This window comes from Phenylobacterium sp. (genome assembly GCF_036963605.1).
GTDB lineage: Bacteria > Pseudomonadota > Alphaproteobacteria > Caulobacterales > Caulobacteraceae > Phenylobacterium.
The window spans coordinates 1-11,144 of the sequence record NZ_JBALUY010000094.1 but is presented as its reverse complement, the minus strand read 5'-3'; the positions used below and the strand labels follow the sequence as shown (position 1 = coordinate 11,144).

General features: G+C 68.5%; 13 protein-coding genes and 1 pseudogene. 9 read left to right on the top strand and 5 right to left on the bottom strand.

Annotation, left to right across the window (positions count from 1 at the left end; translation table 11 throughout):
* Positions 1-5 precede the first annotated feature (5 nt).
* A pseudogene (locus tag V7702_RS14995) lies at positions 6-146 on the top strand (gephyrin-like molybdotransferase Glp); the annotation flags it as partial.
* Here the strand turns inward: V7702_RS14995 and V7702_RS14990 are convergent.
* Positions 98-1,150: an XdhC family protein gene (locus V7702_RS14990; RefSeq protein WP_335650891.1), complete on the bottom strand. Its 1,053-nt coding sequence runs from the start codon at positions 1,148-1,150 to the stop codon at positions 98-100. The pseudogene V7702_RS14995 and the gene V7702_RS14990 sit on opposite strands and share 49 nt — an antisense overlap.
* A 103-nt stretch (positions 1,151-1,253) precedes the next feature.
* Here V7702_RS14990 and V7702_RS14985 point away from each other — a divergent pair, with 103 nt between their 5' ends.
* Positions 1,254-2,126: a bifunctional regulator KidO gene (locus V7702_RS14985; protein ID WP_335650890.1), complete on the top strand. Its 873-nt coding sequence runs from the start codon at positions 1,254-1,256 to the stop codon at positions 2,124-2,126.
* Here the strand turns inward: V7702_RS14985 and ald are convergent.
* Together ald and mtgA are read right to left on the bottom strand one after the other, a co-directional pair.
* Positions 2,123-3,238 carry an alanine dehydrogenase gene (ald, locus tag V7702_RS14980; RefSeq protein WP_335650889.1) on the bottom strand — a complete coding sequence of 372 codons (1,116 nt, stop codon included), beginning with the start codon at positions 3,236-3,238 and terminating at the stop codon, positions 2,123-2,125. The genes V7702_RS14985 and ald overlap by 4 nt on opposite strands.
* Before the next feature lie 64 nt (positions 3,239-3,302).
* Positions 3,303-3,974 carry a monofunctional biosynthetic peptidoglycan transglycosylase gene (gene mtgA / locus V7702_RS14975; RefSeq protein ID WP_335650893.1) on the bottom strand — a complete coding sequence of 224 codons (672 nt, stop codon included), beginning with the start codon at positions 3,972-3,974 and terminating at the stop codon, positions 3,303-3,305.
* A 173-nt stretch (positions 3,975-4,147) separates the two neighbouring features.
* On the opposite strand from mtgA, the gene V7702_RS14970 reads away from it, so the two are divergent.
* On the top strand, positions 4,148-4,816 hold the full coding sequence (locus V7702_RS14970) for a nitroreductase (RefSeq protein ID WP_335650888.1): 669 nt from the start codon (positions 4,148-4,150) through the stop codon (positions 4,814-4,816).
* Positions 4,817-4,836: 20 nt separating this feature from the next.
* Here the strand turns inward: V7702_RS14970 and V7702_RS14965 are convergent, their stop codons facing one another.
* Entirely contained in the window at positions 4,837-5,805 is a 969-nt protein-coding gene (locus tag V7702_RS14965) for a WD40 repeat domain-containing protein (protein WP_335650892.1), read from the bottom strand.
* Between the two features lie 217 nt (positions 5,806-6,022).
* On the opposite strand from V7702_RS14965, the gene V7702_RS14960 reads away from it, so the two are divergent.
* Positions 6,023-6,457: a biopolymer transporter ExbD gene (locus V7702_RS14960; protein WP_335650887.1), complete on the top strand. Its 435-nt coding sequence runs from the start codon at positions 6,023-6,025 to the stop codon at positions 6,455-6,457.
* A gap of 98 nt (positions 6,458-6,555) precedes the next feature.
* Here V7702_RS14960 and V7702_RS14955 read toward each other — a convergent pair whose 3' ends face one another.
* Positions 6,556-7,623: a CobW family GTP-binding protein gene (locus tag V7702_RS14955; protein WP_335650886.1), complete on the bottom strand. Its 1,068-nt coding sequence runs from the start codon at positions 7,621-7,623 to the stop codon at positions 6,556-6,558.
* Between the two features lie 198 nt (positions 7,624-7,821).
* On the opposite strand from V7702_RS14955, the gene V7702_RS14950 reads away from it, so the two are divergent.
* The 5 genes from V7702_RS14950 to obgE all read left to right on the top strand — a co-directional run.
* Positions 7,822-8,766: a cation diffusion facilitator family transporter gene (locus V7702_RS14950; protein WP_335650885.1), complete on the top strand. Its 945-nt coding sequence runs from the start codon at positions 7,822-7,824 to the stop codon at positions 8,764-8,766.
* A 68-nt stretch (positions 8,767-8,834) separates the two neighbouring features.
* Positions 8,835-9,431, top strand: coding sequence for a 50S ribosomal protein L21 (gene rplU, locus V7702_RS14945; protein ID WP_335650884.1), 597 nt, complete (start codon positions 8,835-8,837; stop codon positions 9,429-9,431).
* Between the two features lie 25 nt (positions 9,432-9,456).
* On the top strand, positions 9,457-9,729 hold the full coding sequence (gene rpmA / locus V7702_RS14940; protein ID WP_300579258.1) for a 50S ribosomal protein L27: 273 nt from the start codon (positions 9,457-9,459) through the stop codon (positions 9,727-9,729).
* A gap of 138 nt (positions 9,730-9,867) precedes the next feature.
* On the top strand, positions 9,868-10,401 hold the full coding sequence (locus tag V7702_RS14935) for a GNAT family N-acetyltransferase (protein ID WP_335650883.1): 534 nt from the start codon (positions 9,868-9,870) through the stop codon (positions 10,399-10,401).
* Between the two features lie 71 nt (positions 10,402-10,472).
* On the top strand, positions 10,473-11,144 hold a 672-nt coding region (gene obgE, locus V7702_RS14930), incomplete at its 3' end, for a GTPase ObgE (protein ID WP_335650882.1).

The window sequence follows — 11,144 nt, the reverse complement described above, 5'->3', positions numbered from 1 at the left end:
CCGCAATGCCGCTCGCGGCCAATGGCCCGCGGGAGCACTGGATGCGGGCGAAGCTGGGTCATGAAGACGGGGCGGTCAGCGTTCATCCCTATGGGGATCAGGACTCGTCGCTGGTCACCGTATTCGCCGCCGCCGATGCGCTGCTGCGCCGCCCGCCCGGCGCGCCCGCCGTCGAGGCCGGGGGGCTGGTCGAGGTGCTGCCGCTGGCCCGGGCATAGCGCAGGGCGACGATCTCGCCGATAACCGACAGGGCCACCTCCCAGGGGGCCTTGCCGCCGATATCGAGGCCGATCGGGGCGTGCAGGCGCGACAGGGCCGCCTCGCCGACGCCGGCCTCGCGCAGGCGCGCCAGCCGCTCGGCCAGTCGCGCCCGGGCGCCCAGCAGGCCCACATAGGACGCCTTCGACGGCAGGGCGGCGCGCAGGGCGGCCTGGTCGGTGGCCAGGTCATGGGTGGCGATGGCCACCGCCGTCCAGGGATCGAGGCCGATGGCGGCCAGGGCCTCTCCGGGTTCGTCCCGGCGATAGGCCACCTTGGCCAGGGGCGGCGGCTCGGCCGGACCCTTGGGCCGCACCAAGGTGGTCTCGAACCCCGACTGACCGCCCAGGGCGGCGATCGCCAGGGCCGTCGGGTCAGAGCCCACCACCACCAGCCGCGGGGTCGGCTCGTAATCCCGACGAATGGCGCCGGCCCACACCTCAGCCGCCTCAGGCGCCACGCAGACCCGCCGACGGCCATCGCTCAGCCAGACGCAGGGTTTGCGCTCATTCTGGGCGTTAAAAAGATCGGCCAGGGCCGGATCGTCGCTCGCCACCTTCTCCAGGAAGATCTCGATCCGTGCCCCACACAGCAGCTGGATGTCCGGCCAGGGACTGCCCTCGCCATAGATCAGGGTGCGCGGCGCCCCGTCCTCCAGGCAGGCCTGGGCGTGGGCGGCCACGTCGGATTCAACGCAGCCCCCTGAAAAATAACCGGAAACTACGCCCTGGCCGAACACCATCTGGGTGCCCACCGGTCGCGGCCCGCCGCCGCCCAGGGCCGTCAGGGTGGCCAGGACCAGGGGCGCGCCGGTGGCGGCGGCCTGGCGAAGGGCGGGGCGGACATCCTCGTCGAGGCCGAAGATGGGCCATTGCGGAAGCGGTTCGGTCATGGGCCAGATTAACCCCCGTGAAAGGTTCCAGATACGGGTTCTTTAGGCCTCACAGATAAGCATGAACCTCGACAAGTGCAGTTCTTAGAGCGTCCGCCCGCCCATGACCTCTCCGCTCGCCAAGCTCGGCCTCGGCTCCGGCCAATTCGTTCTGGACCAGGCCACCGTTCGCGGGCGCCCGGCCCAGGCCGAAGTCCATGACATTCTCTCGGTGGCCGCGCGAGCAGGCCTTTCGGTGTTCGACGTGGACGGACGCTCCGCCCAGGGCGAGACCCTGATCGGCGAGGCCCTGCCCAAGCCCAATCCCTTCCGTGTCTCCGTGACGACCATCCGCGCCGACCGCGGCCCCGACATGGTGGAGGCCGAGGTCCGCGCCTCCCTGCGTCGCCTGGGCGTCGCCCAGGCCGACTGCGTGCTGGTGCCCTCGGCCTCGGAACTCTTCGGCCCCCATGGCCTGGCCCTGTGGACCCGCTTGCAACAGCTGCGCGACGCCGGCGTCTGCCGTCGGATCGGGGTGGCGGTGTTCGCCTCCGACGATCCGGTGGGCCTGGCCCGCCGCTTCCGTCCCGACGTCATCCAGGCGCCGGCCAGCCTGCTGGACCAGCGCCTGCTGATCGATGGCACCCTGGCCACCCTGGCCGGCATGGGCATCGAGGTTCAACTGCGTTCGATCTTCCTGAACGGCTTGATCTTTCTGCCGCCGGATCGGGCGCCTAACCATCTGAAGGCCGCCGCCAGCCGCATCTCGCGCGCCCGCCGGCTGATCGCCGAAGGCCGCAGCGATCCGCTGCAGGCGGCCCTGGGCTTCGCCCTGTCGCGGCCAGAAGCCACCACCGTCCTGGTGGGCGTCACCTCGGCCGCAGAACTGTCAGCGGTGATCGCCGCCGCGTCGAGCCCGCCGCCGGACCTGGATTGGGATGACATGGCCATCGACGACCCGGTGGCGCTCGACCCCAGCCAGTGGGCCGCGGCTTAGCGGGACCAGACCCCGTAGGGATCGACCGACGTCCGGCCCAGGGCCTGGGCCACCGCCGGATGGGTCAGCTCGCCCTTCAGCACGTTCAGCCCCCGCGCCAGGTGCGGGTCGTCTCTCAGCGCATCCAGTCCGCGATCAGCCAGGGCCAGGCCGAACGGCAGGGTCGCGTGCACCAGCGCCTCTGAAGACGTCCGCGGCGCGGCGCCGGGCATATTGGCCACGCAGTAGTGAACCACGCCATCGACCACATAGGTCGGATCGGCATGGGTGGTGGGCCGGGAGGTCTCGAAACAGCCCCCCTGGTCGATGGAGACGTCCACCAGCACCGAGCCGGGCTTCATCCGCGCCAGATGCTCGCGGCGGACCAGCTTGGGCGCCGCGGCCCCTGCGGTCAGCACAGCGCCGATCACCACATCGGCGCGCAGCACCTCCTCCTCCACCGCGTCCAGGGTGGAATAGCGGGTGAGAACGCGGCCGAGGAACATGTCGTCCAGCTCCCGCATCCGGGGGATGGAGCGCTCCAGCACCACCACCTCGGCGCCGAGCCCTGCGGCCATGCGGGCGGCGTTCATGCCCACCACGCCGCCGCCCAGGACGCAGATCCGCGCCGGCCTCACCCCGGGTACGCCCGATAGCAAGAGTCCCATGCCGCCATTGTGCTTGAGCAGCGTCTCGCCGGCCGAGAAGACGGCGATCCGACCGGCCACCTCCGACATGGGCGCCAGCAGCGGCAGGCCGCCGGCGCGGTCGGTCACGGTCTCATAGGCGATGGCCGCGCAGCCCGAGGCCAGCAGGCCTTCGGTCTGGGCGGGGTCCGGCGCCAGATGAAGATAGGTGAAGAGGATGTGGTCGGGGGTGAGCCTGACCCACTCGACCGCCTGCGGCTCCTTGACCTTTACGATCAGCCGGGCTTGCGAAAACACCGTCGCGGCGTCCGGCGCGATGGTCGCCCCGGCCCGCTCATAGTCCTGATCGGCATAGCCGGCGCCCTCGCCGGCCGCGGTCTCGACGATCACCTCATGGCCGTGCGCCACATATTCCCGCACGGCCGTCGGCGGCAGGCCCACCCGATGCTCGTTGGGCTTGATCTCGCGGGGCACACCAACGCGCATAGAAGCCTCCTGAAGGGCAGATTGTTTTATCAATCCACAGGTCTGGGGGCCTGACCTTGTTTCGTCAACCCAGGACGCAGGCGTCCAGATTGTCCCGCCGGACGGTCCCGGCGGCGGCCTGGATGCGGCCCGTGCGGCGGCGGACATAGGGGCCGGGCGTGTCGGCCTTGTAGCGCAACGGACTGGGCAGGACCGCAGCCAGGCGTGCGGCCTGGGTGCGGCTGAGGTCCTTGGCGTCGACCCCGAAGTTCTTCCGCGCCGCGGCCTGGGCGCCATAGACGCCCGGCCCGAATTCGATGGAGTTCAGATAGACCTCCATGATCCGCGGCTTGCCCCACATCACCTCGATCAGGACGGTGAAATAGGCCTCAAGCCCTTTGCGCACATAGGAGCGGTCGGGCCACAGGAAGACATTCTTGGCCGTCTGCTGGCTGATGGTGGAGCCGCCCCGCACGCGATCGGAGGATTCGTTGTGCGCCAGCGCCTTACGAATCGCCTCCAGATCGAAGCCGCGGTGGCTGCAGAAATTGGCGTCCTCGGCCGCGATCACCGAGCGCACCAGATGGGGCGAGATGTCGTCGAGGCTCCGCCAGCTGCGGCTGAACCCCTGGCCCTCGAACAGGCGCTGGACCATCAGGAGGGTGATCGGCGGCGGCACGAAGCGGTAGACGGCCACCGTCAGCACAGGCCCCACAAACCCGATCATCAGGGCCAGGACCAGCAGGCCGCGCACGATCCTGCCAAACCGGCCACGGCGGGGGACCGCAGACTCGGCAGGGGCCTCTGACTCAGGCGGGGCGTTCGTGTCGGTCTCGCTCAAGTTCAGCCATCCTTGCCTTGACCCTAGGCAGGGCTGCTAACGATGGGAAGACGGCGCGGCAAGCGTCCATTGCGTGCAGGAGACCGGCCATGAATGTCAGCCAGGCTGTGGCCCAGCGGATTTCCGTCCGCGCCTTCCGTCCCGAACCCGTCCCCGGCGCCCTGATGCGGGAGATCCTGGAGGCCGCCGCCCGCGCGCCGTCAGGCGGCAATCTCCAGCCCTGGCGGGTTCACGCCCTGGCCGGCGCGCCCCTGGAGACGTTGAAGGCCCGAGTCCGCGAAAACCCGTTCGGCGAGACGCCGGAATATGACGTCTATCCCCCCAACCTGTGGGAGCCCCTGCGCACCCGCCGCTTCCAGTGCGGCGAAGACCTCTATGCAACGATCGGCATTCCCCGGGAGGACAAGCCCGCCCGCCTGGCCCAGCTGGCCAAGAACGGCGAGCTGTTCGGGGCGCCGGTAGGCCTGTTCTTCAGCCTCGACCGCAAGGTCGGGCCGCCGCAATGGTCGGACGTGGGCATGCTGATGCAGACCATCATGTTGCTGGCGGTGGAGCGGGGCCTGGACACCTGCGCCCAGGAATACTGGGCCCGCTATCCCCAGACCCTGGCCGAGGTCCTGAACCTGCCGGAGGATCACATGATCTTCTCCGGCATGGCGCTGGGCTATCGCGACCCCGAGGCGGCCATCAACACCCTGCGCACCCGCCGCGATCCGTTCGAGGTCTGGGGCGAGATGCACGGCTTCGACGAGGCCTAGCGCCAGCGCGCAGCGCGCGCCTACGGCGCTTCGGCTATGCCGGCCGCGCCGTCCTCGTCGCCCCAGGCCACGCGCTGGCCGTCCGATGAGATAGCCAAGGCCGTGATCGGCGATCCCTTTTCGGCCTTCAGCATCTCGACCTTCTGGCCGTTGAGGTCGCAGATCCACACACGGCCGTCCTCCAGGCCTGCGGCGACACGCTGGCCGCCGGGCTGGGCTGCGACCCGAGCCACCAGCGTGGAGGCGTCGAAGCCGACCTCGGCGGCCTGCTTGCCCATGGGACCGGCCGAGCCGCCGAAAGGCCAGATCACCACCCCTTGCGCCCCGGACGTGGCCAGCATCTGGCCCTTCGACATGAAGACCAGGCTCTTCACCTTGGCCGGATAGCCGCCCATGCGCATGTTCTTCTCGTCGGCCACCCGCCAGCCATGGAGCTGGTTTTCCTGCATGGACGACATCAGGAACTTGCCGTCCGGGCTCCAGGCCAGCGCGATATGGCTGCCGGCCCAGGCCAGGACCATGGGCTTCTGTTCGGCGATGCGGGCGAACCACAGCCAGGCGCCCCCATAGGTGGCCACCGCCAGGCGCCGGCCCTTGGGATCGAAGGCCAAGCCCGCCACCGATTTCTCGTGCTCGAAGGCGCGGACGAAATCCGGCGCGGCGACGTCGCGGACATGCACCGTCTTGCCGGCTGAAAAGGCGATCAGGCCGGACTCGGCGCTGGCGGCCACCGCGTCGATCCAGCGGCCGGGGACCGACGCGATTTCCTCGGCCCCCGAGAACCGCGACCACACGACGCGGCCGTCGTCGCCGCCGGTGAGGACGCCCTCGCCGGACGGGTGAAGGCAGGCCGACAGCACCACCCCGTCATGGGCCTCGACCACCTCGCCGGTGTCGAATCGGATGCTGCCGTCCCCCAGGGCGAAGACCCCCTGGCCGGACTTGGTGAACAGGGCTGCGGTGACATAGGCGTCGAAAGCGTAGGACATGGGGCTGGAATAGACGGCGAACACGGGTCTTGCCCAGAGGGCGCTGCAAGGATTTCAGGCGCGATACGACGCCTGTTGCGGCGCCCGCCGCCCCAATCGCACCTTTGGCATGGGTTTCCCGACTCCTAGAGACTTTACAATCGGCTTTCGACAGGCGAATGGTCGAGGCGAAACGGACGGTCGCGGGCCTACGCGGCCCTATGGGAAGGAATTGCATATGGCGGCGAAGCTGAGTGGCGGGGGCGGTGCCAAGTTCGACCTCGGCCAGAACAGCGACATCAACGTCACGCCCTTCGTGGACGTGATGCTGGTGCTCCTGATCATCTTCATGGTGGCCATTCCGGCCGCGACGGTGTCGATCAAGCTCGACCTGCCGCCCGCCATCCCGCCGCCGCCCGGCACCGTGGTGGAAGAGCCCACCCTGATCAACGTGCAGGAAGGCGGCGCCCTGTTCATCGGCGAGCGTCCGACCACCCTGGAAACCCTGGCCGCCGATCTGGCCTCGGAACTGGACGTGCCAGTCCCCACCGAGGAGCGCGTCTATGTCCGCGCCGATCGCACCGTGCGCTACGGTGAGTTCATGTCGGTGATGAACCAGCTGCAGACGGACGGCTATTTCCTGGTCGCGCTGATCAACGAAGAACTGGGCTGATCTCCAGCGGCTTGATCGCCGCTGACGAACCTATCGATATGCGAACGCCCGCCGGATCACCGGCGGGCGTTTTCATGTCTGCAATGGCGTTGCGACGATCAGGCTGCGCAGGCCTCGAAGCCGGACTTGAGCTTGGCTTCGTCCAGGTTTCTGCCGATGAAGACCATGCGGCTGAACCGCGGCTCGTCGGCCCGCCAGTCCCGCTGGAAGTCGCCCTCCAGGATCATGTGGACGGCCTGGAAGACCAGGCGACGGTCCTCGCCGGACACGTCCAGGATGCCCTTGGCCCGCAGGATGTCGGGACCCTGTTCCTGCAGCAGTTCGTTCAGCCAGTTGGTGACCCGGGTTCCGTTCAGGGGACGGTCCAGGGTCAACGAAACGCCCCGAATGCCGGCCTCTGCCACATGGTCGTGGGCGGCGTGATCGTGGTGGGCGTGGTCGTCATGGCCATGATGGTGATCATGATCATGGTCGCAGGACTCATCATGCACATGGCCAGGCTCGCCATGGCCGGGATTTAGGAACTCGGGGTCCAGGCCGGTGATCCGCTCCAGGTCAAAGCCGCCCCGGCCCAGCACCGCCTCCAGCGGCACATCGGACCGCTGCGCCCGGTGGATCGGCGCGAGCGGATTGATCCGCCGGATCTGCGCCTCGACCGCGACCAGTTCGGCTTCCGAGACGAGATCGGTCTTGTTGAGGATGATCTGGTCGGCGAAGGCGATCTGCTCAACCGCCTCGTGGCTATCGGCCAGGCGCAGGGGCAGGTGCTTGGCGTCCACCACCGTGGTCACCGAGTCCAGCTGAGCCTTGGCCCGCACATCGTCGTCCACGAAGAAGGTCTGGGCCACCGGCCCCGGATCGGCCAGGCCCGTGGTCTCGACGATGATCGCGTCGAACTTGCCCTTGCGTTTCATGAGGCCCGAGAGCACCCGGATCAGGTCGCCGCGCACGGTGCAGCAGACACAGCCGTTGTTCATCTCGAAGACTTCTTCGTCCGCGCCGACGATCAGCTCGTTGTCGATGCCCACCTCGCCGAACTCGTTGACGATGACAGCGTAGCGCTTGCCATGGTCCTCACTGAGGATTCGGTTGAGCAGGGTGGTCTTGCCGGCGCCGAGATAGCCGGTGAGGACGGTGACGGGGGTCTTGTCGGTCATGGTCGCCATTTAGTCACTGCAAACGCCCGAGGGAACAGGCCAAGCGAGGCGATGTCATCCATGATCGCCCTTGACCGGCCCCTACATGTTATAGAATAACACTTCTCCGCCCGCCCCGGGCGCCGCCACGAAGGGCCGCCCATGTCTCAGGACGACAATATAAGGTCTGCCCAGGTCCCCGGCGCGCGCGCGTCGGGCGCCAGCCCCTTGGACGGCTTCCGCGCCGACCGGGTCTATCTGGGCGCCGACCATGCGCGCAACGAGCGCCGGGTCTGGGCGGCGGCGGCCATCTGCGCCCTCACCCTGATCGGCCAATTGGTCGGCGGCCTCGCCTTCAACTCCATGGCCCTGGTGGCCGGCGGCGTCCATATGGCCGCCCATGTGGCCGCCCTCGGCGTGGCCGGCCTCGCCTATCTGCTGGCCCGGCGTTACGCCGCCGACCGCAGGTTCAGTTTCGGCGCGGGCAAAATCGGCTATCTGGCGGCCTTCGCCAACGCCGTGGCCCTCGGCGTCACCGCCCTGCTGCTGGCCGGCGAAAGCCTGACCCGTTTCGGCGGCGGCGGGGCGACCCACTATCATGAGGCGACGCAGCTCGCCGTCATGGTGCTCGCGGTGAATTTCGTCTGCATGTGGCTGTTGCGGCCGGTGAACGCCCGGCCGGCGCCCGGGGACGATGACGACGTCAATCTCCGCGCCGCCCACCTGCACCTGGCCGCCGATGTGATCGTGTCGGCCCTGGCCATCGGCGGCCTGCTGGCCGGCGAGCATCTGGGCTGGACCTGGGCCGATCCCCTGGCTGGCCTGCTGGGCGCCCTGCTGGTGGCCCGCTTCGCCTGGGGCCTCGGCCGTCGCGCCGGCGCGGTCCTGCTCGACATGACCCCGGACCCGCGGTTGACCGCCGAGGTGCGCGCCCGGCTCGAGGCCCTGGAGGCCCGGGTGATCGACCTGCATCTCTGGCGTCTGGGGCCCGGCCACCATGCCGCCATCGCCGTGGTGGCCGATCCGCAGGGCCGCTCGGCCCATACCTTCCGCAACCAGCTCACCGGGCTAACGGGCCTCAGCCACCTGACGGTCGAGGTTCGCGAAGCCCCCCGGGACGAGGCGGCAGAATCCCCGGTCGCCGCGTTGACTCGCAAGTCTGCGTCTGTATAAGTCCGCGGCTCTCGCCCGCAGGCTATCGCGGGCGTAATCCTTTTTGCATATAGTCCAAGGCGCGAACCATGTACGCGGTGATCAAGACCGGCGGCAAACAGTACCGGGTCCAACCTGGCGATCTGCTTGTGGTTGAAAAGCTGGATGGCGAACCGGGCGCTGATGTCGCGTTCGGCGACGTCCTGATGCTGGGCGACGGCGACACCGTGACCTTGGGCGCGCCCATCGTGGACGGCGCCAGCGTTTCGGCCACCCTGATCGAAACCCGCAAGGGTGAGAAGGTGAAGATCTTCAAGAAGATCCGCCGTCAGGGCTATCGCCGGACCCGCGGCCATCGCCAGCTCGAAAGCGTGCTGCGCGTGACCTCGATCGCCGGCGTCGGCAAGACCGACAAGTGGGACGGTGAAGTCGACCTGACCACCAAGGCGGTCCTCAACGCCCGCGCCCGTGGCCTCGAGCCTCGTGTCGAGGTCGAAGACAAGCCCGCCAAGGCTGCGCCGAAGAAGGCCGACGCCGCTCCGGTGGAAGCCGAGGCCGACGCTCCCAAGGCGGAAGCCAAGCCCAAGGCCGCCCCGAAGAAGGCCGCGGCCCCCAAGGCTGAAGCCGGCGAAACAAAGGCTGCGCCGAAGAAGGCCGCCGCCAAGAAGGAATCGGACGCCGAATAGGCGTTCCACGGTTTAGGAGAGCACCATGGCTCACAAGAAATCTGGCGGTTCATCGCGTAACGGTCGCGACTCGGCTGGCCGTCGTCTCGGCGTGAAGAAGTTCGGCGGCGAAGCTGTGCTCGCCGGCAACATCATCGTGCGCCAGCGCGGCACCAAGTATTACCCGGGCGCAGGCGTGGGCATGGGGCGCGACCATACGCTCTTCGCCCTTGATACCGGCGCGGTGAAGTTCATCACCAAGCGCGACGACCGCACCTATGTGACGGTGGTCCAGGCCGAGGGTGCGAACGCCGAATAGGCGGAACCTCCTTTGACCGGTTCCGCCTCTCACAGACTCGAGGCGAACCGGACAGGAAAACTCCAGATGGGGAGTCCGGCCGCCGGACTCCCCGTTTTCGTTTTCCGAGGGCCTCCAAAGAGGGGCCGGGAGGATCAGATGAGCATTCCCGACGGACCGCCCGTCATTTCAACCGCCCGGCTGCGGCTGCGCGCGCCCAGGCCCGAGGACGCGCCGCGCATCGCCGACCTGGCCAACGACCCCGGCGTCGCCCGGATGACCACGCGGATGCCCCATCCCTATGGCCTGTCCGACGCCGAGGCCTTCCTTCAAGCCTGCGAAAGCCGCGACATGGCCCGGGAGCACATCTTCGCCCTGGAGCATGGCGAGGCGGGCCTAGTGGGCATGCTCGGCTTTCATCCCGATGATGAGGGCCGGGTCGAGCTGGGCTACTGGCTGGGTCGACCCTATTGGGGCCAGGGCCTGGCCACCGAGGCCGCCGGCGCGGCCCTGGTCTGGGCCGGCGAAGGCTGGCGGCGACGCTACCTGGTGGCCGGTCACTTCGCCGACAACCCGGCCTCGGGCCAGGTGCTCTGCAAGACCGGCTTCCTCTACACCGGCGAGGTCGTCCCTCGTCACTCCCTGGCGCGCGGCGAAGCCGCGCCCACCCGCATGATGGTCTGGCTCGCCTAGGCCATCGCCCTCTATGATATCGGACCCGTTCCGCTGGCCATCGCCGGCGGAACGGGCCACCTGGAACGCCGATGAAATTTCTCGACCAGTGCAAGATCTATATCCGCTCGGGCAACGGCGGCGGCGGGGCGGTCTCGTTCCGGCGTGAGAAGTACATCGAGTACGGCGGCCCGGACGGCGGCGACGGGGGCCGGGGCGGTGATGTCTGGATCGAGGCCGTGGACGGCCTCAACACCCTGATCGACTATCGCTACCAGCAGCATTTCAAGGCCGAGACCGGCGAGCATGGCATGGGCCGCAATCGCCATGGCCACGCCGGCGCCGATGTGGTGCTCAAGGTTCCCGTGGGCACCCAGGTGCTGGACGAGGACAAGGAAACCCTGATCGCCGACATGGACCATGCCGGCCAACGCCTGCTGCTGCTCAAGGGCGGCAATGGCGGCTGGGGTAATGACCGATTCAAGGGGCCGATCAACCAGGCGCCGCGCCACGCCAATCCCGGCCAGGACGGCGAGGAGCGCTGGATCTGGCTGCGGCTGAAGCTGATCGCCGATGTGGGTCTCGTCGGCCTGCCCAACGCCGGCAAGTCCACCTTCCTGGCGGCGGTCTCGGCGGCCAAGCCGAAGATCGCCGACTATCCCTTCACCACGCTGGCCCCCAATCTCGGGGTAGTGGACCTGTCGACCAATGAGCGTTTCGTCATCGCCGACATTCCCGGCCTGATCGAGGGCGCCTCGGAGGGC